The sequence below is a fragment of the Streptomyces sp. A18 genome, from assembly GCF_059026065.1.
On record NZ_JBWLKL010000021.1, the window covers coordinates 59844 to 82047 of the forward strand.

Annotated in this window: 21 protein-coding genes; 11 read left to right on the forward strand and 10 right to left on the reverse strand. The window is 70.8% G+C overall.

Annotated elements, in window-relative coordinates:
* Nucleotides 1-16 precede the first annotated feature (16 nt).
* Both AC5P1C_RS27650 and AC5P1C_RS27655 read right to left on the reverse strand, forming a co-directional pair.
* Entirely contained in the window at nt 17-1030 is a 1014-nt protein-coding gene (locus AC5P1C_RS27650; RefSeq protein ID WP_493868651.1) for a LacI family DNA-binding transcriptional regulator, read from the reverse strand.
* A gap of 154 nt (nt 1031-1184) precedes the next feature.
* Nucleotides 1185-2399 carry a S8 family peptidase gene (locus tag AC5P1C_RS27655; RefSeq protein ID WP_493868652.1) on the reverse strand — a complete coding sequence of 405 codons (1215 nt, stop codon included), beginning with the start codon at nt 2397-2399 and terminating at the stop codon, nt 1185-1187.
* Between the two features lie 338 nt (nt 2400-2737).
* On the opposite strand from AC5P1C_RS27655, the gene AC5P1C_RS27660 reads away from it, so the two are divergent.
* The 3 genes from AC5P1C_RS27660 to AC5P1C_RS27670 all read left to right on the forward strand — a co-directional run bounded on the left by AC5P1C_RS27660 (nt 2738) and on the right by AC5P1C_RS27670 (nt 6779).
* Nucleotides 2738-4126 (forward strand): aldehyde dehydrogenase family protein, encoded by a 1389-nt coding sequence (locus AC5P1C_RS27660; RefSeq protein WP_493868653.1) that lies wholly within the window; start codon nt 2738-2740, stop codon nt 4124-4126.
* Nucleotides 4127-4161: 35 nt separating this feature from the next.
* The gene (locus AC5P1C_RS27665; RefSeq protein WP_493868654.1) at nt 4162-5244 is read left to right on the forward strand and encodes a Zn-dependent alcohol dehydrogenase; all 1083 of its coding nucleotides are present in this window, start codon (nt 4162-4164) and stop codon (nt 5242-5244) included.
* 173 nt (nt 5245-5417) lie between these two features.
* Complete coding sequence (locus tag AC5P1C_RS27670) at nt 5418-6779, forward strand: MFS transporter (RefSeq protein WP_493868655.1); 1362 nt, start codon at nt 5418-5420, stop codon at nt 6777-6779.
* 30 nt (nt 6780-6809) lie between these two features.
* Here AC5P1C_RS27670 and AC5P1C_RS27675 read toward each other — a convergent pair whose 3' ends face one another.
* Complete coding sequence (locus AC5P1C_RS27675; protein ID WP_493868656.1) at nt 6810-7538, reverse strand: ArsR/SmtB family transcription factor; 729 nt, start codon at nt 7536-7538, stop codon at nt 6810-6812.
* Between the two features lie 105 nt (nt 7539-7643).
* Entirely contained in the window at nt 7644-8294 is a 651-nt protein-coding gene (locus AC5P1C_RS27680; RefSeq protein ID WP_493868657.1) for a TetR/AcrR family transcriptional regulator, read from the reverse strand.
* Nucleotides 8295-8447: 153 nt separating this feature from the next.
* On the opposite strand from AC5P1C_RS27680, the gene AC5P1C_RS27685 reads away from it, so the two are divergent.
* From AC5P1C_RS27685 to AC5P1C_RS27695, 3 genes are all read left to right on the forward strand, one after another.
* Nucleotides 8448-9599, forward strand: a complete 1152-nt coding sequence (locus tag AC5P1C_RS27685) for an acyl-CoA dehydrogenase family protein (RefSeq protein ID WP_493868658.1) — start codon at nt 8448-8450, stop codon at nt 9597-9599.
* Nucleotides 9600-9675: 76 nt separating this feature from the next.
* On the forward strand, nt 9676-9966 hold the full coding sequence (locus tag AC5P1C_RS27690) for a YiaA/YiaB family inner membrane protein (RefSeq protein WP_493868659.1): 291 nt from the start codon (nt 9676-9678) through the stop codon (nt 9964-9966).
* A 68-nt stretch (nt 9967-10034) separates the two neighbouring features.
* Nucleotides 10035-10667, forward strand: a complete 633-nt coding sequence (locus AC5P1C_RS27695; protein WP_493868660.1) for a TetR/AcrR family transcriptional regulator — start codon at nt 10035-10037, stop codon at nt 10665-10667.
* 44 nt (nt 10668-10711) lie between these two features.
* Here the strand turns inward: AC5P1C_RS27695 and AC5P1C_RS27700 are convergent, their stop codons facing one another.
* Nucleotides 10712-11176 (reverse strand): MaoC family dehydratase, encoded by a 465-nt coding sequence (locus tag AC5P1C_RS27700; protein WP_249590894.1) that lies wholly within the window; start codon nt 11174-11176, stop codon nt 10712-10714.
* Between the two features lie 115 nt (nt 11177-11291).
* On the opposite strand from AC5P1C_RS27700, the gene soxR reads away from it, so the two are divergent.
* Entirely contained in the window at nt 11292-11759 is a 468-nt protein-coding gene (gene soxR, locus AC5P1C_RS27705; RefSeq protein WP_493868661.1) for a redox-sensitive transcriptional activator SoxR, read from the forward strand.
* Here the strand turns inward: soxR and AC5P1C_RS27710 are convergent.
* Nucleotides 11716-13026, reverse strand: coding sequence for a uracil-xanthine permease family protein (locus tag AC5P1C_RS27710; RefSeq protein WP_493868662.1), 1311 nt, complete (start codon nt 13024-13026; stop codon nt 11716-11718). The genes soxR and AC5P1C_RS27710 overlap by 44 nt on opposite strands.
* 4 nt (nt 13027-13030) lie before the next feature.
* Complete coding sequence (locus tag AC5P1C_RS27715) at nt 13031-14176, reverse strand: aryl-sulfate sulfotransferase (protein WP_493868663.1); 1146 nt, start codon at nt 14174-14176, stop codon at nt 13031-13033.
* A gap of 103 nt (nt 14177-14279) precedes the next feature.
* On the opposite strand from AC5P1C_RS27715, the gene AC5P1C_RS27720 reads away from it, so the two are divergent.
* Nucleotides 14280-14888 (forward strand): helix-turn-helix domain-containing protein, encoded by a 609-nt coding sequence (locus tag AC5P1C_RS27720; RefSeq protein WP_493868664.1) that lies wholly within the window; start codon nt 14280-14282, stop codon nt 14886-14888.
* Nucleotides 14889-15275: 387 nt separating this feature from the next.
* On the opposite strand, the gene AC5P1C_RS27725 is transcribed toward AC5P1C_RS27720, so the two are convergent.
* The gene (locus tag AC5P1C_RS27725) at nt 15276-16343 is read right to left on the reverse strand and encodes an RNA ligase (ATP) (protein ID WP_493868665.1); all 1068 of its coding nucleotides are present in this window, start codon (nt 16341-16343) and stop codon (nt 15276-15278) included.
* A 124-nt stretch (nt 16344-16467) separates the two neighbouring features.
* Between AC5P1C_RS27725 and AC5P1C_RS27730 the strand changes: the two genes are divergently transcribed.
* A complete protein-coding gene (locus AC5P1C_RS27730) occupies nt 16468-17244 on the forward strand; it encodes a hypothetical protein (RefSeq protein ID WP_493868666.1) in 777 nt (258 codons plus the stop codon).
* Here AC5P1C_RS27730 and AC5P1C_RS27735 read toward each other — a convergent pair.
* On the reverse strand, nt 17196-17918 hold the full coding sequence (locus AC5P1C_RS27735) for a 3-keto-5-aminohexanoate cleavage protein (protein WP_493868721.1): 723 nt from the start codon (nt 17916-17918) through the stop codon (nt 17196-17198). The genes AC5P1C_RS27730 and AC5P1C_RS27735 overlap by 49 nt on opposite strands.
* A 40-nt stretch (nt 17919-17958) precedes the next feature.
* On the opposite strand from AC5P1C_RS27735, the gene AC5P1C_RS27740 reads away from it, so the two are divergent.
* Nucleotides 17959-18477 (forward strand): hypothetical protein, encoded by a 519-nt coding sequence (locus AC5P1C_RS27740; RefSeq protein ID WP_493868667.1) that lies wholly within the window; start codon nt 17959-17961, stop codon nt 18475-18477.
* 36 nt (nt 18478-18513) lie between these two features.
* Here the strand turns inward: AC5P1C_RS27740 and AC5P1C_RS27745 are convergent, their stop codons facing one another.
* Complete coding sequence (locus tag AC5P1C_RS27745; protein ID WP_493868668.1) at nt 18514-19125, reverse strand: hypothetical protein; 612 nt, start codon at nt 19123-19125, stop codon at nt 18514-18516.
* A 249-nt stretch (nt 19126-19374) separates the two neighbouring features.
* On the opposite strand from AC5P1C_RS27745, the gene AC5P1C_RS27750 reads away from it, so the two are divergent.
* A complete protein-coding gene (locus tag AC5P1C_RS27750; RefSeq protein WP_493868669.1) occupies nt 19375-22197 on the forward strand; it encodes a penicillin acylase family protein in 2823 nt (940 codons plus the stop codon).
* The last annotated feature ends 7 nt before the right edge of the window (nt 22198-22204 follow it).

Sequence of the window (22204 nt, forward strand, 5' to 3'; positions counted from 1 at the left end):
CGGGGCGGAGGCGGCTTCAGGCGCGCGGTGCCGTGCTCGACCGCACCACGAGTTCCGTGGCCAGTTCGATGCGGGGCGACGCGGGCTCCTCGCCGAGCGCGAGCCGCAGCACCGTACGGGCCGCCAGCTTCCCCATGTCGGACAGCGGCTGGCGCACGGTCGTCAGCGGCGGCGCCGACCAGCTGACCTCCGGCAGGTCGTCGAAGCCGACCACGCTGAGATCCTCGGGTACGCGAAGGCCGCGCCGCCGCAGGGCCTCGATCGCCCCGAGGGCCATCTGGTCGCTGGCGGCGAAGAGCGCGGTCGGCGGCTCGGCGAGGCCGAGCAGTTCGCCCGCTCCGGCGAACCCGGACGCGTGGTAGAAGTCGCCCGGCACGATCAGCGCGTCGTCGACGGGCACACCCGCGCTCTCCAGCGCCGCCCGGTAGCCGTCGAGCCTGGCCCGGGAGCACAGGAGCCTCGGCGGCCCCGCGATGAAGCCGATCCTGCGGTGCCCCAGGGAGAGCAGATGTTCCGTGGCGGCCATCCCGCCCGCCCAGTTGGTGGCGCCGACGGTCGGTGCGTCGAGGGCGGGTGATCCTGCCGGGTCGATCACGACGAGCGGCACGCCGAGCCGTCGCAGCTCGTCGTGGAGCATCGGTTCCAGGACGGAGGTCACCAGGATCACGCCGTCCGAAGCGCGGGCCCGCAGGTTCTTCATCCACTGGCGGGCCGAGCCGGACGCGCCGTGGATCGCGGAGACGACCGTGCCCGCGCCGGCCGCGTGCGCCACTTCCTCCACACCGCGGATGATCTCCACGGCCCAGGGGCTGTCGAGGTCGTTGAAGACCAGGTCGACGAGGGCGGCCCGGCTGCCGGGGGCGGTCGCGCGCCGCTCGTAGCCGTGCTCCCGCAGCAGGTCCTCGATGCGGGCGCGGGTCTCCTCCGAGACGTCGGACCGGCCGTTGACCACCCGCGACACCGTCGGCACCGAGACGCCGGCCTGCCGGGCTATCTCCGTGATGGTCACCTTGCTCCTGGACCGGCTCACTTCCCCACCTCCATCGAAAACTTGCAGAAGCCTTCCGGAATCCCGGAGTTGAGGTGAAGCTTAAAGGAGAAGGCCGCCGCGCGAGCGGACGCGCGGATGTTCCCCGGAGGCGCCGGCTGCCTCCGGGGAACGGGGTACTACGGGCGGATCGGGGCTACGGAACGAGCTTCAGGAGCTTGTTCGGCGAACCGGTCCCCGGGCTCGTGACCTTGCCCGAGGTGGCTCCGTTCACGAGGGCCGACGAGACCTGGGCGGGCGTGGCCGACGAGTGGCCCGCCAGGTAGACCGCCGCGGCACCCGCGACATGCGGAGTGGCCATCGACGTACCGGAGATGGTGTTGGTGGCCGTGTCGCCGGTGTGCCAGCCCGCCTTGATCGAGACGCCGGGCGCGAAGATGTCGAGGACCGAGCCGTAGTTGGACCAGCTGGCCTTGGCGTCCGTGTTGCTGGTGGCGCCCACTGTGATGGCCGCGGGGACCCGCGCCGGGGACGACGAGGAGGCGTTGACGCCCTCGTTGCCCGCGGCGACCGCGTAGCTGACACCGTCGGCGATGGAGTTCTTCACCGCGTTGTCCAGCGAGGTGGACGCGCCGCCGCCGAGCGACATGTTGGCCACGGCGGGGGCGCCCGCCGCGTGGTTCTTCGTCACCCAGTCGATGCCCGCGATGACACCGGCGGTCGTGCCGGAGCCGTTGTTGTCGAGCACGCGGACGGCCACGACCTTCGCCTTCTTGGCGACGCCGTACGTCTTGCCCGCGATGGTGGTGGCCACGTGCGTGCCGTGGCCGTTGCCGTCCTGGGCGGTGTTGTCGCCGTCGACCGCGTCATAGCCGTTCACCGCGCGCCCGCTGATCTCGGAGTGCGTGATGCGCACGCCCGTGTCGATCACGTACGCGGTGACGCCCGAGCCCGCGGTGTCCGGGTAGGTGTAGGTGCCGGACAGGGGCAGGCTCGTCTGGTCGATGCGGTCCAGGCCCCAAGGCGCGTTGCTCTGGGTCGCGTCCGCCCGGACGGTGCGGTTCTGCTCGACCGACGCGACCGCGGGATCGGCGGCGAGGCGTCTCGCCTCACCCGCGCTCAGCTCGACGGTGTATCCGTCGAGCGCGGACTTGAAGGTCTTCTGCACCGACCCGCCGTACTCGGATATCAGACCCTTGCCCTGGGACGAGGCGGCCTTGAAGCCCGAGTTCTTCTTCAGCGTGACGATGTAGCTGCCCTTGACGGCGTCGGCCGAACCGGCCCCGATCACGGTGCCTTCGGAGGGAGCGGCCTGGGCCGGAAGGGCGGCGACCGCACCGAGCAGAGTGGCGGCGGTGGCGGTCGAGATCGCGGCGGCGATCACGGTCTTCTTGCTGCGCAGCATTGCCATTACGAGGGAGTCCTCCTCATAGGCGGCGCGCGCCCCGGTTCGGGCGGCGCAACTGTGGGGGCGTGTGCGTGATCGCACACACAGCCGGGAGCGGTGCGTTCCGCTCCCGGCGCGATCAGCAGAATGTCGGCTCTACAGGCGTAGATCAAGGGAGTTGACGCTTTGACATGTGTCTGTCACGTGCACGAAATCGAATTTCGGCGGAGCGCATGCGGGGTAGGTGACGGGCCGGGGTGAATGCCCCGCTTCCGGCTTGCTCCAGGCGCCCCTGGTGCCGAAAAACTATCAGCGCTAGTTTGGGGTGCGGACGAGGTGTGGACGACTACCTGAGGAGTGCGATGAAGGCCCACGACGGCATGTACATCGGCGGCGCCTGGCGGCCCGCCATCGGCACGGACACGATCACGGTCCTGAACCCGGCCGACGAGCAGCCGATCGGCCAGGTCCCCGCAGGCACGGCACAGGACATCGACGCGGCGGTACGGGCCGCCCGCGAGGCCTTCCCCGCCTGGGCCGCGACCCCGCCCGCCGAGCGAGGCGCGCTCATCGGTGCCCTCCGTGACCAGCTGGTCGCCCGCAAGGACGAGATCGCCGAGACGGTGACGGCGGAACTCGGCGCCCCGCTCCCGTTCTCGCAGATGGTGCACGCGGGTGTGCCGATCCTGGTCTCCGGTTCGTACGCCGAGCTCGCCGCGACGTACGCCTTCGAGGAGAAGATCGGCAACTCCACCGTCTACCTGGAGCCGGTCGGCGTCGTCGGCGCGATCACGCCCTGGAACTACCCCCTCCACCAGATCGTCAACAAGGTGGCCCCGGCGCTCGCCGCGGGCTGCACGGTGGTCCTGAAGCCCGCCGAGGACACCCCGCTCACCGCCCAGCTCTTCGCCGAGGCCGCGCACCAGGCGGGCATCCCCGCCGGTGTCTTCAACCTGGTCACCGGACTCGGCCCGGTCGCGGGCCAGGCGCTCGCCGAGCACGAGGACGTCGACCTGGTCTCCTTCACCGGCTCGACGGCGGTCGGCAAGCAGATCGGCAGGGCCGCGGGCGCCGCGGTCAAGCGCGTCGCCCTGGAACTCGGAGGCAAGTCCGCCAACGTCATCCTGCCCAGCGCCGACCTGGCCAAGGCGGTCAACGTGGGCGTCGCCAACGTCATGTCCAACTCCGGCCAGACGTGCAGCGCGTGGACCCGCATGCTGGTCGACTCCGCGCGCTACGACGAGGCGGTCTCGCTCGCCGCGGACGCCGCCGCCAAGTACGGCGCCCGCATCGGGCCCGTCGTCAACGCCAAGCAGCAGGCGCGCGTGCGCGGTTACATCGACAAGGGGGTCGAGGAAGGCGCCCGCGTGGTGGCCGGCGGCTCCGAGGTGCCGCGCGAGCAGGGCTACTTCGTCCAGCCGACGGTCTTCGCCGATGTCACCCCCGAGATGACGATCGCCCAGGAGGAGATCTTCGGTCCGGTCGTCTCGATCATCCGGTACGAGGACGAGGACGACGCCCTGCGGATCGCGAACGGCACCGTGTACGGGCTCGCGGGCGCGGTCTGGGCCGCCGACGACGCGGAGGCGGTCACGTTCGCCCGCCGCATGGACACGGGGCAGGTCGACATCAACGGCGGCAGCTTCAACCCCCTTGCCCCGTTCGGGGGTTACAAGCAGTCGGGGGTGGGGCGCGAGCTGGGCCCGCACGGGCTCACCGAATACCTCCAGACGAAGTCCCTCCAGTTCTGAGTCCCTGTTCCGCGCTTTCTGAGGAGTACGTCACCGTGGTCCGCGCCGCTGTTCTGCCCGCCGTCGGCTCTCCCCTGGAGATCACCGAGATCGACCTGCCCGAGCCGGGCCCCGGCCAGGTGCGGGTGCGCCTCGCCGCGGCCGGGGTCTGCCACTCCGACCTGTCCCTGACCAACGGCACGATGCGGGTGCCCGTGCCCGCCGTGCTCGGGCACGAGGGCGCGGGGACGGTCGTGTCCGTGGGAGAAGGGGTCACGCACGTCGCGCCGGGCGACGGGGTGGTCCTCAACTGGGCTCCGTCCTGCGGCAGTTGTCACGCCTGCTCGCTCGGCGAGGTGTGGCTGTGCGTGAACGCGCTTGCCGGTGCGGCCGACGTGTACGCACGCCGCGCCTCGGACGGCGCGGACCTCCATCCCGGCCTGAACGTCGCCGCGTTCGCGGAGGAGACGGTGGTGGCGGGCAACTGCGTCCTGCCGGCCCCGGACGGCGTCCCGCTGACGGACGCCGCGCTCCTCGGCTGCGCCGTGCTCACCGGGTACGGCGCCGTGCACCACTCGGCGAAGGTGCGCGAGGGTGAGACGGTGGCGGTCTTCGGCGTCGGGGGAGTGGGCCTCGCGACGCTCCAGTCGGCGCGGATCGCGGGCGCCTCGAAGATCATCGCGGTCGATGTCTCCCCGGAGAAGGAGGAGTTGGCGCGGTCTGCCGGGGCGACGGAGTACGTGGTCGCTTCGGAGAAGACGGCGAAGGGCATCCGCGAGCTGACTGGTGGTCAGGGCGTGGACGTGGCGGTGGAGTGTGTGGGGCGTGCGGTGACGATTCGTACGGCGTGGGAGTCGACGCGGCGCGGCGGGCGGACGACGGTGGTCGGCATCGGCGGCAAGGATCAGCAGGTCACCTTCAATGCCCTGGAGATCTTTCACTGGGGACGGACGCTGGCCGGGTGTGTGTACGGGAACTCTGATCCGGCGGCGGACTTGCCGGTCCTGGCGGACCACATCCGGGCGGGGCGGTTCGACCTGAGCGGCCTGGTGACGGACCGGATCGCCCTGGACGGCATCCCTGCGGCCTTCGAGAACATGGTCGCGGGGAAGGGGGGCCGGGCGTTGGTGGTGTTCTAGGCGTTCTCGGCCCGTCCGGCGTTTGAGGAGGAGTGGACCCCGGGGCGCCGTTTGCTGCCCCGGGGCAAGAAACCGTGTGAACCGTTGACCACATACCCACTGGTCGGTACGGTCCCTGCAATCACACGCCCACCCCCTGTCCCGTCCCCGGACCCACCGGAGTGTGCACCCGCATGGACCCCGCACCGACCTCCGCAGCGCCCCTCCCCGCTCCCGCTCCCGCGTCACCGGCGGATCCCCACCGCCGCAAGGTGGCCACCGCGGCCGCTCTCGCCTCGGCCGTCGAGTGGTACGACTACTTCGTCTTCGGCATCGCCGCCGCCCTCGTCCTGGGCGATCTCTACTTCCCCTCCGGCAGCTCGTCCGCCGGAGTGCTCGCAGCGTTCGCCACCTTCGCCGTCGGGTTCCTTGCCCGGCCCATCGGCGGCATCATCGCCGGTCACCTCGGCGACAAGCGTGGCCGCAAGCCCATGCTGGTCCTCGCGCTGACCCTGATGGGCCTCTCCACCACGGGCATCGGCCTGCTTCCCACGTACGAGACGGTCGGCATCGCCGCGCCGATCCTGCTCGTCGTCCTCCGCGTGTTCCAGGGCATCGCGGTCGGCGCCCAGTGGGGCGGCGCGATGCTCATGGCCACCGAGTACGCCCCCGAGGGCAAGCGCGGCCTCTACGGCAGCCTGGTCCAACTGGGCGTCCCCATCGGCGTGGTGACCGCCAACACGGTCTTCCTGATCGCGGGGGCCCTCACCAGCGAGAGCTCCTTCGAGGCATGGGGATGGAGGGTGCCCTTCATGGTCGGCCTCCTCGTGCTCGTGCTCGCCTGGTACATCCACACGCAGGTGGAGGAGACGCCCGAGTTCCGCGAGGCGGAGAGGGCGCTCGCCGAGAAGGAGAAGAGCCAGAAGGGAGCGGGCGGCGATGGCGGCAACTCGCCCCTGCGCACCATCCTGCGCCACCACCTCGGCACGGTCTTCCTGGCCGGTGGCTCCTTCGCGGTGAACACCGCGACCTTCTACATCATCATCACCGGCGTCCTCGACTACACGACCCGTGAACTCGACATGGAACGCAGCGCGGTCCTCACCGTCTCGCTCTGCGTCAGCCTCACCCAACTCGCCCTGATCCCGGCGTCCGCGGCGCTCTCCGACCGCATCGGACGGCTGAAGATCTATGCCCTCGGCGCGGGGGGCCTCGCGGTCTGGGCCGTGCCGATGTTCCTGCTCATCGACACCGGTTCGCTGCTGTGGCTGGCCGTCGGCACCTTCGTGACCAGCTGTTTCCTCAGCATCATGTACGGGCCGCAGGCCGCGCTCTTCGCGGAGCTGTTCACGGCCGAGATGCGCTACACGGGAGCCTCGCTCGGCTACCAGATCGCGGCCGTGTTCGGCGGCGGGCTCGCGCCGTTCGTGATGGTGCTGCTCCTGGAGGCGACGGGCACCTCGATGGCCGTCTCCGCGTACATCATCGGCCTCGCGGTGATCGCCCTGATCTCCATCAAGGTCCTTGCCGATCGGGCGGGTTCGGATTCCCGCTGACGCCACCGGCGCCGCACCCGGCGGTTCCGGCTACGTCCTGGTGGACGTCGCCGGAACCGTCTTTGTGTGGACGCCGAGGTGGGTCTCCAGCGCCCGCGCCCCGGACGGCGTGACCTTGACCGCCCGCTCCGTCCCGATCCGCACACACCACCCCGCGTCCAGCGCGTGACGGCACAGCGCCGCGCCCGCGACCCCCGCGAGGTGCGGCTTGCGTTCCGTCCAGTCGAGGCAGGCGCGGGCCAGCGGGCGCCGGCCTGCGCGATCCAGGCCGATGCCCAACTCCCCGAACCAGCCGATCCCTTCGTCGGTCAGCGCGAACCCCGCGTCCTGCCGCAGCAGCCCGCGCTCCGTCATCGCCTCGGTGATCGTGATCCCCAAGTGGCCCGCGAGGTGGTCGTAACAGGTGCGGCCCCGCGCCATCGCCCCGCTCGCGCTGGACTCCCGCAGTGTGCGGGGCGGCCTGGGCGCAGCCCCGCCCGGCGTCACGTACGCGGTCAGGTCCTCGATCAGCTGAGCCACCGGTGCGTCGGCCAGGCGTACGTAGCGGTGGCGGCCCTGCCGTTCCTCGGCGAGAAGGCCGCCCGCGACCAGTTTCCCCAGGTGCTCGCTCAGCGTGGACGCGGCTACCCCCGCGTGCCGTGCCAGCTCGCCCGCGGTCCAGGCCCGGCCGTCGAGCAGCGCGAGCAGGCAGGCGGCGCGCGTCTCGTCGGCGATGAGCCCGGCGAGCGCGGCGAGGCGGGAGGTGGCGGGATCCGTCATGGCTCCAGGATGCGCCGGGAACCGTTCGGTGCGCGCCGAACGGTCGTCCGGTGAGTCATGGCCATCGCCCAGTGGGCCCCGCCGTCATCCGGTGGGTCCCCGCCGTCATCCAGTGGGCGCCGCCACCTGTGTGAACTGGAGCGCCAGGCCGTCGAGCAGCGCCCGCAGGCCCGTCTCGAAGGCCCGCTCGTCGATCTCCTGCTGACGCTCGGCCAGGAGGTGGGCCTGGCCGAGGTGCGGATAGTCGGCCGGGTCGTACGCGGTCTCGTCGTCGACGAAGCCGCCGGCGAAGGAGCCGAGCGCCGAGCCCATGATGAAGTACCGCATCAGCGCGCCGATCGACGTGGCCTGCGCGGCGGGCCAGCCCGCGTCGACCATGGCTCCGAACACCGCGTCCGCGAGCCGCAGTCCGGCCGGACGGCGGCCGGGCCCCGATGCGAGCACCGGAACGATGTTGGGGTGCAGGGTGAGCGCCGCGCGGTAGGAGACGGCCCAGTCGTGCAGCGCCGTCCGCCAATCGCGCTCGTCGGCGGCCTCGAACATCGACAGGTCGACCTGCGCGCTCACCGAGTCCGCGACCGCCTCCAGGATCTCGTCCTTCGTGCGGAAGTGGTTGTAGAGCGAGGGTCCGCTGACCCCGAGCTCGGCGGCGAGGCGCCGCGTCGAGACGGCGGCGAGGCCCTCGGAGTCCACGAGCGCGCGCGCCGTCTCGACGATGCGTTCTCTGCTGAGGAGGGGCTTGCGCGGTCGGGCCATGCGGCACATAGTAGGGCTGCCGCAGTAAACTAGCAGTGCTAATTTAAATCCGATCCGAAGACCGATCCGAAGACCGATCCGAAGACCGATCCGAAGACCGATCCGAAGACCGGTCCGAAGAGTCGACCCGAAGACCCGAAGAGGTGCCACGCGATGAATCTGGAGCTCAGCGAGGAGCAGACCGCCGTCCGGCAGCTGGCCAAGGACTTCGTGGCCCGCGAGATCGCCCCGCACGTCATCGAGTGGGACCGGGCCGAGAGCGTGGACAGGGCCGTCGTGAAGAAGCTCGGCGAGGTCGGCTTCCTCGGGCTCACCATCGACGAGGAGTACGGCGGCTCGGGCGGCGACCACCTCGCCTACTGCCTGGTGACCGAGGAGCTGGGGCGCGGTGACTCGTCCGTGCGCGGCATCGTGTCGGTCTCGCTGGGCCTCGTGGCCAAGACCATCGCGTACTGGGGCAGCGAGGAGCAGAAGCGGCAGTGGCTGCCGGGGCTCACCTCGGGGGAGCTCGTCGGCTGCTTCGGGCTCACCGAGCCGGGCACGGGCTCCGACGCCGGGAACCTCTCGACGAAGGCCGTGCGCGACGGCGATGACTACATCGTCAACGGCTCCAAGATGTTCATCACGAACGGCACGTGGGCCGACGTGGTACTGCTCTTCGCCCGCACGAACGACACCCCCGGACACAAGGGCGTCTCCGCCTTCCTCGTGCCCACCGACACCCCCGGCCTGAGCCGCCGCACCATCCACGGCAAGCTCGGTCTGCGTGGCCAGGCCACCGCCGAGCTGGTCCTCGAGGACGTCCGCGTCCCGGCGTCGGCCATGATGGCGCCCGAGGGCAAGGGCTTCTCGGTCGCCATGTCGGCCCTCGCCAAGGGGCGGATGTCGGTCGCCGCCGGGTGCGTGGGCATCGCCCAGGCCGCCCTCGACGCGGCGGTGACATACGCGACCGAGCGCGAGCAGTTCGGCAAGGCCATCGCGGGGCACCAGCTGGTCCAGGAGCTGATCAGCGACATCGCGGTGGACGTGGACGCGGCGCGCCTGCTGACCTGGCGGGTCGCCGACCTCATCGACCGCGGGCAGCCCTTCACCACGGAGTCCTCCAAGGCCAAGCTGTTCGCCTCCGAGGCCGCGGTGCGCGCCGCCAACAACGCGCTCCAGGTCTTCGGGGGCTACGGCTACATCGACGAGTACCCCGCGGGCAAGCTGCTGCGCGACGCGCGCGTGATGACGCTCTACGAAGGCACGAGCCAGATCCAGAAGCTGGTCATCGGACGGGCGCTGACCGGAGTCTGGGCGTTCTGAGCAGGCCATGACCTGAGTACGGGAGCTGAGTACGGGGGCGGATGTGGCGGGCCCGCTCACGGGCGATGCTCGGACCATGAGTGAGACACCGGTCAAGCAGCAGAGCACCACCGCCTACTACGGTCAGGCGGTCGCGTCGTTCGCCGTGGCGCTCGGCGCGACGGCGATCGGCATCTACAGCCTCGACGTCAGCGGCTGGATCCGCGCCTTCCTCGCCATTTCCGTCCTGTACCTGACGACGTCCGCGTTCACCCTCGCCAAGGTGGTCCGGGACAAGCAGGAGGCCGGCCAGCTCGTCAGCCGCGTCGACCAGGCCCGCCTGGAGAAGATCCTCGCCGAACACGACCCGTTCAAGCCGGTGGCCTGACCGCGTCCTAAGCGCTTGCTCACCGTCAGGGGTATGGTGTCCCTCCCGACCGGCGGAAGGAGTGGGCGATGAGCACGGCGGAGCAGACCGAGGGCGAGGACCTGCCATGGGGCGAGGTCACGCCTGATGCGGCGCGGCGGCTGCTGATCGCCGCTGTCGAGGCCTTCGCCGAGCGTGGATACCACGCGACGACGACCCGGGACATCGCGGGCCGTGCCGGCATGAGCCCGGCGGCGCTCTACATCCACTACAAGACCAAGGAAGAGCTGCTCCACCGCATCAGCCGGATCGGCCACGACAAGGCCCTGCGCGTCCTGCGCACCGCGGCCGACGGTCCGGGCAGCGCGGCGGAGCGGCTCGCGGACGCCGTACGCTCCTTCGTCCGCTGGCACGCCGACCACCACACCACCGCACGCGTGGTCCAGTACGAGCTGGACGCGCTCGGCGAGGAGCACCGCACGGAGATCGTCGCGCTGCGACGCCAGTCGGACGCGGCCGTGCGGGACATGATCAACGACGGGGTGCGGGACGGGGAGTTCGACGTCCCCGACGTGCCGGGCACCACGCTGGCCGTGCTCTCGCTCTGCATCGACGTGGCCCGCTGGTTCAACGTCGCGGGCACCCGGACGCCCGACGAGGTCGGCGCGCTCTACGCCGACCTCGTGCTGCGGATGGTCGGAGCCCAGGAGCGGGTCTCCTGAGCTCCGAGGCTGCCGGGCGCTCTCGTACGTAGTCCCGGGCGCTCTCAGAAGTAGTAGCGGGAGACCGACTCCGCGACGCAGGCGGGCTTCTCGCTGCCCTCGCGCTCGACGGTGACCACGGCGGTCACCTGCACGCCGCCGTCCTTGGTCTGCTCGACCTCCTTGAGCACGGCGGTGGCCCGCACCCGGGAGCCGGAGGGCACCGGCGAGGGGAAACGGACCTTGTTGGTGCCGTAGTTGACACCCATCTTCATGCCTTCGACCCGCATGACCTGCGGCACCAGGCTCGGCAGCAGCGACAGGGTCAGATAGCCGTGCGCGATGGTCGTCTTGAAGGGGCCCTGTGCCGCCTTCTCCGCGTCCACGTGGATCCACTGGTGGTCGCCCGTCGCGTCGGCGAACAGGTCGATCCGCTTCTGGTCGACCTCCAGCCAGTCGCTGTGTCCCAGCTGCTCGCCGACCCCGGCACGCAGGTCGTCGGGCGACGCGAAGATCCTCGGCTCTGCCATGTCCCTGGCCTCCTCAAAGTATTCGAACTAAGCGCTTGCTCAGCATGCGGTGTGCGTCGACGTGTGTCAACGGACCGAGCGCTTGGCCGACGGACCAGCCATTAGGGTTGGAGGGGTGCCCCAGATCCCAGAGAAGATCCACGAGCTCACGGTCGGCCAGCTCTCGGCGCGCAGCGGCGCGGCCGTGTCCGCCCTGCACTTCTACGAGTCCAAGGGCCTGATCACCAGCCGCCGCACGTCGGGCAACCAGCGCCGCTACCACCGTGACGCGCTGCGCCGTGTCGCCTTCGTGCGCGCCGCACAGCGCGTCGGCATCCCGCTCGCCACGATCCGCGAGGCGCTGGACTCGCTTCCCGAGGAGCGCACCCCCACCCGCGAGGACTGGGCGCGCCTCTCGGAGACCTGGCGCTCGGAACTGGACGAGCGCATCAACCAGTTGGGCCGACTGCGCGACCACCTCACCGACTGCATCGGCTGCGGCTGTCTCTCCCTGGAGACGTGCGTGCTCTCCAACCCGGACGACATCTTCGGCGAACGCCTCACCGGCTCCCGTCTGTTGGTGGAGCGCCGACCCCGGTCGTGACCTCGGGCGGCTCTTTCGGCCCCAAGTGCCGGAAGGCCGCGCTCAGGATCACCGCGGCCAGCGCGCCCGCGGCCACTCCGCTGCCGAAGATGGTGTGCGCCCAGGAGGGCAGCGGCGCGTACAGGTCGGGTGTCATCACCGGCAGCAGCCCCACGACCAGCGCGAGGGCGACCACCACGCTGTCGGTGCCGTGCGTGAGGTCGACCCGGGACAGCATGCTGAAGCCGAGGACCGCGATCACCGCGTAGATCACCAGGCCCGCGGCGCCGACCACCGGCTCGGGGATGGCGGCGAGCAGCCGCGTCAGCGGGGTGAGCAGGCCGCAGACGATGAGCAGCACGCCCGCGCCCGCGGTGACGAACCGGCTGCGTACACGCGTCAGTTGGACGATGCCGATGTTCTCGGCGCTGGTCACCATCAGCGACGTGCCGAAGACACCGGCGCCCAGCGAGACGAGGGCGTCGGCGCGGGCGATGCGCGGTACGTCCCGGCCCGCGTCCGGGGTGCGGCCGACGGCCTCGCTGTTGAGCACCGTCTGGCCGGTGGCCTCGGCGAGCGACGCGAGTGCGAAGACCAGGAGTGGGATCGCGGCGAGCAGGTCGAAGTGCGGGGCGCCGTAGGGGAAGGGGTCCGGCAGCGCGAACGCGGCGCCGGACGCGAGGTGGATGTCCGTGCCGAGCAGGAGCGCGATGGCCGTTCCGCCGACGAGACCGAGGAGCACCGCCATCTGCCGCCATACGCCGCGCAGTACGAGGAAGAGGACCGCGATGACGCCGAGCGTCGCGAAGCCGGGGCCGGGGCCCGACGCCACCATCGGGGCGGTCACCTTGATCATGTTGATGCCGATCAGGACGACCGTCGTGCCCATCACGAGCGGCGGGAAGAGGCGCACGATCCGTCCGTAGAAGGGCAGTACGCAGATGAGGAAAGCCGCGGCGATGAGTACGGAACCGGACGCCGTCGCGGCCCCGTACTCCTTGCCGATCTGCAGGAAGATCGCTACCGCGGCCCCGCCCGGCAGCATCAGGAACGGCAGCCGGGCGCCGACGCGCAGCGCCCGGACCCCGAGGGACTGGAGCAGGGCTCCGATGCCGCACAGCACCAGCGTGGCGCTGAGCAGCGAGGCCGTCTGACCGGCGGTCAGACGCAGCGTCGTGCCGATCAGGATCACCGAGGAGACGGGCGCCGCGATCCCGGCGAGCAGATGCTGGAGGGCGAGCGGCGCGAGGCGTGGGAGCGGCAGGCGCTCGTCGACGGCGGCCACCACGGGCTCAGCCCTCCGCTGGTGCGGGAGTCGGGTCGTGGTCGAGCCAGGGCAGTTCGGAGGGGGCGTAACGGTAGGCGCGGAAGACGGCGTTGGGCTCGGAGGGGAAGAGTTTGCGGACCTCTTCCTCCTCATAGCCGCCGAAGAACGGCACGACGTACTCCCAGCACAGATAGCCGTCCGCGGTGACCTCGAAGAGGCGGCCCGCGGGGGAGTCGGTGACGAGGGTGTTGCCGTTCGGGAGGCGCTGGGCGCTGCCCATGAACGGCGCGAAGAAGGACTCCCGGGCCGGGTCGTGGTACTCCCAGACGACCTTGCCGCCGGCCCGCTCGATCTCGACGACCCGGCTGAACGGCACGTCCCAGTGCGGCCGGAAGACGCCGTTGTCGAAGACGAGGAAGTTGCCGTTCGGCAGCTCGGTGGGGCAGTGCTGCTGGGAGACGACGCCGGGCTCGGAGCGCCAGATGATGTCGCCGGTCTCGCGGGATATGACGACGACGGCGGAGACCGAGCGGAAGCTGGCGAGGATGTTGCCGTCGCCCGTCGGCAGGACGCTGTTGATCAGGGGGTAGTGCTCGCGGGCGTAGTCGGGGTGGAGGGGGAAGTCCGCGCGGCCGAGGTGCTCGGAGACCTTCCACTCCCAGGTGGTGTTCCCGTCGGCGTCCACCTCGACGATGGTGTCGGCCCAGATGGTGCCGTCGGCGGCCTCGGATCCGGGTACGCCGCCTTGTACGGCTGCGGCGTCGGCGCCGGTCAGGGGTTCGAGGGCGGTGTAGAGGAGGCGGCCGTCGCCGTAGTGGTGGGCGTCGTGGTGCTGGAGGCGGTCGCGGTGCTCGCGCAGGACCGTGCCGTCCGGGGCGATCTCCTGCATGATGCCGCCGCGGTACTTGTGCCACATGGGGAAGAGGGCGGGCTCGTCCGGCAGCACGCCGTTGTAGGCGAGGTTTCCGTTCGGCAGGATCCGCGCGTGGCGTCCAGGGCGGTGCGGGAGGTTCCACTGGTGGGCGATCTCGCCGCGGGCGTCGATGAGGTAGACCTCGCCGGTGCCGGTGAGCGGTGCGAAGAGGGTGTAGCCGCTGTAACTGGCGTCCTCGTCCAGGGCCATCAGGCCGGTGCCTCGGCGGCGGCGCTGGTTCTGGTCCACGCGGGTCATGGAAGTCCCGTCCTCTCGGTCCGGTTCACTCATGGGCAGTCACTTTCACTTAACTTTCTTAAGTGGTGCCGAAGAGATTAACCCCACGGATAGGCTGAGCGACATGGGTACGAGTGATGAAAGTGCGGCGGGCGTCCCGCGGGTCGGTCCCGGCATCCGCAGGCTCCGCCGAGCCCTTGACCTGACGCTGGCGGACGTGGCGGCGCGGGCCGGGGTCTCGGCGCCCTTCCTCAGCCAGGTGGAGAACGGCCGCTCCCGGCCCAGCGTGGGTTCCTTGCAGCGCATCGCCGATGCCCTGGACACGACGGCGGTCCAGCTCCTGGCCTCGGCTGATCCGCCGAGGCCGGTGGATGTGGTGCGGGGCGACTCGGCTTCGGTGAGTGAGGGCGGGGGCGATGGCGGGGGTGGTGGCGGTGGCGAGGCCCGGATGCGGCCGCTGGTCCGGGGCCACCAGCGGCTGCACGCACTGGAGTTCACCGGGGAGCACGACTGGGGCCGGGAGTACCGTCACCGCAACGACGAGATCCTGTACGTGGCGGACGGCTCGGCGGAGGTGGAGGCGGACGGCTCCACGTACCGCTTGGACCGCGGGGACACGCTGTATTGCGCGGCAGAACTACCGCACCGCTGGCGCCCGTTGGAGGCGGGGACGCGGGTGCTGGTGGTGGGGATCGCGGACGGGGTGACGGTGACGGACGAGAGCGGACGCTGAGGCGGTGCGGGGCGGGGCGATGCGGTGCGGCTTCGCCGTGGCTGAGGCGGTGCGGTGCGGCTTCGCCGTGGCTGAGGATGGGCGGTGCGGTGCGGCTTCGCCGTGGCTGAGGCGATGCGGTGCGGCTTCGCCGTGGCTGAGGCGGTGCGGTGCGGCTTCGCCGAGGCTGAGGCTGGGCGGTGCGGGTTCGTCTTGGGGGCGGGGCCGTGTCGGTATGTCCGTTCTCGCTGTCGTCCGGTGGCCGTGGGGTTTCTTCGGCACCGGAGTGTCGCGAGCCGTGCTCCGGGCGGACATACCGGCACGTCCCCTCACGTCACGCTGCCGACTGCGGGCCGCCGCCCCACCCCTTCCGGCAATCGGGAGGGTGAGGCTGCACCCCGCAGAGGGCTACTCGTACTCCGTGCCGCCCTTTCGCGTCAGGTACGCGGGGCTGACCGCCTTCGCTATCGCGCGGCCCCCCGTCACGGGGGAGTACCGCTCGGCAGCGGGGCGGATCACTACGCCCTCGCGCAGATGCAGGGCGCGGCCCGACACGGTCTCCCGGCCCATGGCCACCTCCAGGACGCGGGCCGCGTCGTACGGGCCCTCGTACAGGCGCGGGACCAGGGGGAGTTCGCCGGCGAGCAGAGCCGCTGCGGGGTCCAGCCAGCGGATCTCGCCGTCGATCTCCGCGCTCACGTCGAAGACCGCGTAACCGAGGCTCTCGCGGCGCCCGTCCGCCCCGTACGTCAGATCCTGGACCCCCGCTCCGAACACCTCCCCGAAGACGCCGACCCGACGCGCACCGAGCCGCTCCGCAAGCGCGGCGGCCACCTCCGCGACCCCGTGGCCGTGGACCGCGCGCCAGTAGAGGTTCCGCGGATCCTCCTTCAGGGCGAGGGACTTGGAGCCGAAGCCCTTCGAGGAGACGTACACCCTGCCCCCGGCCACGTACGTCAGGAGGCAAGCCGAACCGTGCAGCTTCTCCGTGACCACCACCGGCTCCCCGGGCGCGAAGATGTCCGGGTAGCGCTGCACGTTCTCGATGTCGACCCACGGCAGCAGATCGGACGCGGCCTCGACCTCGCCGTTCATGGTGGGCGGGATCGGCGGCACCCACTTCACGACGCCCAACCGCTCCGCGAAGTCCGTGCCCTCCGCCGCGGCCCGCGCCAGGTCGACCTCCGCGAGCGCACGCGGCCGGCACACGATGCCCTGTGACAGCTCGCCCCGCAGCCGTACCGCCTTGACCCGGTCCGACCTGCCGCCCGCGAGCCGCCCGGTGAGCCCCAACTCCTCGATCAGGTCCGCCGGAAGCACGGACTGCTCGGGGATGTAGAGGGCCGTGTCGCCGGTGCGATACGCGCCCTTCGCGACGACGGCGCGGTACAGGCCCACCTGGGCCAGTTCGAGGGCGTCGGCGTTGGGATGCTCGTGGATGGTCAGCACTTCGGCGGTGACGCGCAGCGTCGACATGGAACGGGCTCCTAGGTTCTGCGTGCTGCTGGGTGAGTACGCATGTGTAGGTCGGTCATCCCTGCCAACTGTGCCCACCGCAAAGCGTTGGAGCGATCGAATATGCGACTGCTAGCGTCCACCGATGGCCGCCACACCCCGCCTCGCCGCCGCACTCGACCGCATCCGCACCGTCTTCGGCGGCATGACCGCCGCCGCGGGCGAGACAGGCTGCACCCATTGCTACGCGGAGCGGGACATCGCACTGCTGCGCCGTCCGGACGCACCGCTACCGGACGACCTGCTGCGCATGTTCGCGCACGAAGTGCCAAGCCACTTCGACGACCACCCGGCCGTGATCCGCCGCCTGCTGCCGCAGTTCTCCAGGTGGCTCGCCACGGGCGGCCCCGGTGAAGGGCTCGGATACTCCGCCTGCGGTCTCGGCCGTGCGGGGTGGCCCGACTGGCCGTCGGAACAGGCAGCTGCCGTACGGGAGTTCATCGACGCCTGGTGGGACGACTTCCTGTGCCAGGGCTGCCAGGGCACCTCTCCGTACGACATCACGGACGTCTTCGCCTACTGCGCCGACATGGGCGGCACCATCACGCCACTCCTCACCCGCTGGGCCGTGGGCGGGACCGGCGACGAGGAACTCGCCCGAGCCTGTGACACGTGGGTGGACGACTTGCTGGGCGACGACGCCGGAAGCGCCATCCCGTGGTGGACGGGGACCGGCGACGAGCCCGTCCGCGAGCTGCAGTCGTGGCTCGCCGAGCACGCGCCGCCCCGCCTGCGTGTCGTCGGCGCGGACCCGGACCTCGTCACCCGGATCGAGTTGCTCGCCCTGCCCCACGACGACCGCTGGGCCCACCCCTACTGGGACGGCGTGCTGAGCACGGAGAGTGCCGTCGACACCAACTGAGCGTTCGACGCGACCCGTTCACCGTCCGGCAGGACCAGCGTGTCCTCCAGGCCGATGCGGGTCGCCAGACCCAGGCGTCCCGCCAGGCGCAGCACCGGCCACGTGCCGCCCTCCTCGCCGTGCAGCAGGACGGGGCGGCCGTGTGCCGCGCCGATCGCGGCCAGGAGGGCGCGGGCCGAGTCGCGGGCCGTGGCGGGGTCGGGGTCCGTCACCTCCGCGAGGACCCGCAGGACGCGCGGGCCGAGCGCCGACATCCTGAAGTGTTCGGCGCCGTCCGTGCCGGACCAGATGCCCGCCTCCACGCCCACACCCCGGTCCAGGAGCGCCTCGGCCACCGCCTCCGCGCCCGGCTCGTGCCAGTTGACCGAGGCGTGGTCGGGCAGCACCGTCCACGCGCGGATGTCCGCCACCCGCTGGGCGGGGTCCGGTTCGGCCCAGGAGCCCGTGGTCACCCCGACGGGCACGGAGGTCACGGAACGGACCGCTTCCAGCGTGGCCGCAACCGCGCGCGGCGCCAAGGTGTCTTGCCCACAAGGGGACTTGGGGTGAACATGAACATCCCGCGCGCCGGCCGCGACGGCATCCGCCACGGACTCGGCGATCGCCCCGGGCGACAACGGGATCAGTGCTCCATCGCCCGCGCCGCGGGCGCCGTTCAGACATACCTGCATCAGCACAGGACAGCACAGACGACGACACACAGGGGGAAGGCCGATGGGAATCGCCATTTGCTCGTTGCTGTGGAGCGCCGCGCACACGGGAGCACAGAAGATCACGTACGACAGCGACGGCTACCACCTCGTGCGCTTTCCGTACGCCGACGCCGAGGAGTCGTACGACCCCTGGCACATGCACGACCCGAGCAAGGGGGGCACCACCCCGTCGAAGTTCCCTGACGCCAGGTCAGGGCTCATCTGGCCGAGCCACGACGGATGGGGCACCCTGTCGGCGTTGATCTACTGGGAGCCGGACGGCCGGCCCACCGAGTACCGCGCCCGCTACGTGCGCGATCCGCTCGGCGGTTCCACCGGGTACGACTCGACCGCCACCACCGACTGGGTTCCCACCAGAGGCGGGCAGTACCGGACGCACGTGTGGCAGATGTTCGTCCACCCGCAGACACCGGTCGGCCTGAAGATTTCGGCGCGCGGACCGGGCGACGTGAAGATCGCCGCGCCGCTCATGTTCGCCGAGTTCAAGCTGGCCATACAGACGGACGTGGCGACGCCCTAGCCGCCGTGCGCCCGGACCTCACTCGAGGACAGGCCGTCATGCCGAGACCAGCGGGCGTTCCCACCGCTCCCGCCGCGCCCGCGCCATCGCGGCGGGCGTGAGCACCGGGGCCGGCACCACGATTCCGCAGCCCGTGCAGACGGCACCCGAAGAGGGCTCGTGCGCCAGGCCGTAGGTCCACATGAGGTCGGTCCTCGCGCACACCGGGCAGACCGTGCCCGGCTCCCGCTCGAGCGCCGCGATCAGGCGGCGCAGCACCTCGGCGAGTGGTTCGGACGGGTGGACGCCGGGGTCGTCGCACCAGGCGACCCCACACCCTCCCCAGGTGCAGCGGTGCCAGTCGTCCACGCTGCCTGGGCTGCGGAGCCCGTCGTGCTTCTCCTTGCGGCGGCGCTCCGCGAAGCCCTCCTCGTAGGCGAGCCAGACGGCCCGCGCCGCTTCCAGTTCATCGAGCGCGGCCACGAGCCGCGCCGGGTCGGGTGACCTGTCCTCGGGGCCGAAGCCCGCTCGGGAGCACAGATGGTCCCAGGTCGCCCGGTGGCCGTAGGGGGCGAACCTCTCCAGGCATTTGCGCAGCGAGTACCGTCGCAGTGCCAAATCGCTCAGCGGATCACGCACCTGTCTCGCGAGACTCCGGAATCCGGCCATCGCCCTGCACCTCCGTCGCACGTTCTCGGACGTTGCCGAGTAGACGTATCGACACGCGATTCGGCTCCCTTGTGGCCGATCGGATTTCAGATGGATGTCATCAGGGCCGTGATGAACCGCCGTGAGCTGTGAAGATGTGGCCATTTTGGAAAGGCGAAGCATGTTCATCTTCCGGGTTCGGCAACTCGCCAGTAACCTCCGCCCCAACTCCCTCCCACAGGAGCACAAGCGGAGCCCAGAGGAGCACCCATGCGACGACGCATCGTCCGGCTCAGAACCCTCACCGCCACCGCGGCACTCGCGCTCGCCGCGGGCCTCCTCTCGCCGCAGCCGGGGACGGCCGCCGCCGACGAGCCGCCACCGGCCACCGACTACTGCGAGGGGCAGTGCGCGGACGTCCTGCCGCCCGGCGCGAACGGCAACGCCACCCTCGCCGAGATACTCAGCCACCGTGTCCTGGGCACGCAACCCGCCCATGCGAACGACCAGTTGGGGCCGTACGACGCCCTCTCCTCGGGCTATCCGTCCCTCACCGACGACAAGCTGACGGAGTTCTTCAACGACGCGTCCTTCGGCGTCCGCGAGGGCCAGGTCGCCTCCGTCACCAAGCCGCGCGACGACGTGACGATCACCCGTGACAAGAAGTACGGGATCCCGCACATCAAGGGCAGCACGCGCTACGGCACCGAGTTCGGCGCGGGCTTCGCCGCCGGGCAGGACCGGCTCTGGCTCATCGACCTGTTCCGGCACATCGGCCGCGGCGAACTGACCTCGTTCGCGGGCGGCGCGCTCGCCAACCAGGGCCTGGAGCAGCAGTTCTGGCCGATGGCCCCGTACACCGAGAAGGACCTGGAGAAGCAGGTCGAGTACGGCAAGGCGCAGGGCGAGCGAGGCAAGCAGGCCTTCGAGGACGCCCAGGCGTACGTCGACGGGCTCAACGCCTACCGGAAGAAGTCGAAGAACGGCCGCTACTTCCCCGGCGAGTACGTCCTCACCGGCAAGATCGACGCGATCACCAACATCGGCGAGATCGAACCCTTCAAGGTCACCGACATGATCGCGCTCGCTTCCGTGGTCGGCGGTCTCTTCGGCAATGGCGGCGGAGGAGAGGTCGAGTCGGCACTCTCCCTCCTCAAGTCCCAGGAGAAGTACGGCGTCGAGAAGGGCACGAAGGTCTGGGAGTCCTTCCGCGCCCGCAACGACCCCGAGGCCGTGCGGACCATCCACGACGGCACGAGCTTCCCCTACGCGGGCAAGCCGGAGAACGCGCGCGGCACCGCGATGCCCGACCCCGGCTCGGTCGAGCGCGAACAACTCGTCTACGACCGGGAGGGCGGCGCCAAGAACACGGCCAAGGCGGCCAAGGACCCGGTGAAGGCGCCCAAGAAGCTCGAACCGCTCCAGGGGATGTACGACGACGGGGTGCTGCCCGCCGACCTGTTCAAGCGGGACGGCCAGAAGAAGGGCATGTCGAACGCCCTCCTCGTCTCCGGGAAGCACACCGCCGGCGGCAACCCGGTCGCCGTCTTCGGCCCGCAGACCGGCTACTTCGCCCCCCAGCTCCTGATGCAGCAGGAGCTGCAGGGCCCCGGCATCAGCGCGCGCGGCGTCTCCTTCGCGGGTGTCGGCATGTACGTCCAGCTGGGGCGCGGCCAGGACTACGCCTGGTCGGCCACCTCCGCCGGGCAGGACATCACGGACACGTACGCCGTCGAGCTCTGCGAACCGGGCGGCGGCGCCCCCACGAAGCAGTCCACCCACTACCGCCACCACGGCACCTGCATCCCCATGGAGAAGCTGGAGCGCAAGAACGCCTGGAAGCCGACCCTCGCCGACTCCACGCCCGCGGGCTCCTACCGCATGCAGGTGTTCCGCACGAAGTACGGCATCGTGACGCACCGCGCCGACGTCGAGGGCAAGCCCGTCGCGTACGTCTCACTGCGCTCCACCTACCGCCACGAGGCCGACTCGATCGTCGGCTTCCAGATGCTCAACGACCCGACGTACGTCAAGGACGCCGCGTCGTTCATGAAGGCCGCCCAGAACATCAGCTACGCCTTCAACTGGTTCTACGCCGACTCGCGCGACACGGCGTACTACAACAGCGGGGCCAACCCGCAGCGCGCCAAGGACATCGACCCCGCCCTGCCCGTCAAGGGTGAACAGGCCTATGAATGGAAGGACTTCGACCCGGAGAACAACACCTCGGCACAGACCCCGCCGGCCGAGCACCCGCAGTCCGTCAACCAGGACTACTACATCTCCTGGAACAACAAGCAGGCCAAGGACTTCACTTCGGCGGGCTTCGGCATCAGCGCCGTGCACCGCGGTGACCTGCTCGACGGGAGGGTGAAGAAGCTCACCGAGGAGGGCGGCGTCACGCGGGCCTCGCTGACCCGGGCGATGTCCGAGGCCGCGGTCACCGACCTGCGCGGCGAACAGGTGCTGCCCGAACTGTTGAAGGTGGCGCGGAGCAAGCCCGTCACCGATCCCCGACAGGCCAAGGCGCTCGAGCAGTTGGAGGCGTGGCGCAAGGCCGGTGCGCAGCGCAATCAGACGGCGGCGGGCTCCAGGACATACGCGCACCCCGACGCCGTACGCATCATGGACGCCTGGTGGCCGCTCCTGATCGAGGCCCAGTTCAAGCCGGGCCTGGGCAAGGGGCTGTACGAGGCGCTGACGTCGCAGCTCGGCACCGACGAGTCGCCGTCCGCCGGGCACGGCCCGACCGGGGCGCACGCCGGATCGGCCTTCCAGTACGGCTGGTGGGGCTACGCGGACAAGGATCTGCGGGCCGTGCTCGGGCAGCCCGTGGAGGGCGAGTTGGGCGACGCGTACTGCGGCGAGGGGAAGCTGGACGCCTGCCGTGACGTGCTCCTCGCCACGCTGACGCAGGCCGTCGCCAAGCCCGCGACCGAGGTCTATCCCGGCGACGACAGCTGCAAGCCCGGCGAGCAGTGGTGCGCGGACTCCATCATCCACCGGGCGCTCGGCGGCATCACGCACGGGCCGATCCAGTGGCAGAACCGGCCCACGTACCAGCAGGTCGTCGAGTTCCCCAAGCACCGTTAGGGGCACC

Bases quoted from the DNA above. Each gene is read 5' to 3' on its own strand.
- AC5P1C_RS27655 (WP_493868652.1), bottom strand. From the start codon at position 2,399: ATGGCAATGCTGCGCAGCAAGAAGACCGTGATCGCCGCCGCGATCTCG.
- AC5P1C_RS27660 (WP_493868653.1), top strand. From the start codon at position 2,738: ATGAAGGCCCACGACGGCATGTACATCGGCGGCGCCTGGCGGCCCGCC.
- AC5P1C_RS27670 (WP_493868655.1), top strand. From the start codon at position 5,418: ATGGACCCCGCACCGACCTCCGCAGCGCCCCTCCCCGCTCCCGCTCCC.
- AC5P1C_RS27675 (WP_493868656.1), bottom strand. From the start codon at position 7,538: ATGACGGATCCCGCCACCTCCCGCCTCGCCGCGCTCGCCGGGCTCATC.
- AC5P1C_RS27680 (WP_493868657.1), bottom strand. From the start codon at position 8,294: ATGGCCCGACCGCGCAAGCCCCTCCTCAGCAGAGAACGCATCGTCGAG.
- AC5P1C_RS27685 (WP_493868658.1), top strand. From the start codon at position 8,448: ATGAATCTGGAGCTCAGCGAGGAGCAGACCGCCGTCCGGCAGCTGGCC.
- AC5P1C_RS27690 (WP_493868659.1), top strand. From the start codon at position 9,676: ATGAGTGAGACACCGGTCAAGCAGCAGAGCACCACCGCCTACTACGGT.
- AC5P1C_RS27695 (WP_493868660.1), top strand. From the start codon at position 10,035: ATGAGCACGGCGGAGCAGACCGAGGGCGAGGACCTGCCATGGGGCGAG.
- AC5P1C_RS27700 (WP_249590894.1), bottom strand. From the start codon at position 11,176: ATGGCAGAGCCGAGGATCTTCGCGTCGCCCGACGACCTGCGTGCCGGG.
- AC5P1C_RS27715 (WP_493868663.1), bottom strand. From the start codon at position 14,176: ATGACCCGCGTGGACCAGAACCAGCGCCGCCGCCGAGGCACCGGCCTG.
- AC5P1C_RS27720 (WP_493868664.1), top strand. From the start codon at position 14,280: ATGGGTACGAGTGATGAAAGTGCGGCGGGCGTCCCGCGGGTCGGTCCC.
- AC5P1C_RS27725 (WP_493868665.1), bottom strand. From the start codon at position 16,343: ATGTCGACGCTGCGCGTCACCGCCGAAGTGCTGACCATCCACGAGCAT.
- AC5P1C_RS27730 (WP_493868666.1), top strand. From the start codon at position 16,468: ATGGCCGCCACACCCCGCCTCGCCGCCGCACTCGACCGCATCCGCACC.
- AC5P1C_RS27740 (WP_493868667.1), top strand. From the start codon at position 17,959: ATGGGAATCGCCATTTGCTCGTTGCTGTGGAGCGCCGCGCACACGGGA.
- AC5P1C_RS27745 (WP_493868668.1), bottom strand. From the start codon at position 19,125: ATGGCCGGATTCCGGAGTCTCGCGAGACAGGTGCGTGATCCGCTGAGC.
- AC5P1C_RS27750 (WP_493868669.1), top strand. From the start codon at position 19,375: ATGCGACGACGCATCGTCCGGCTCAGAACCCTCACCGCCACCGCGGCA.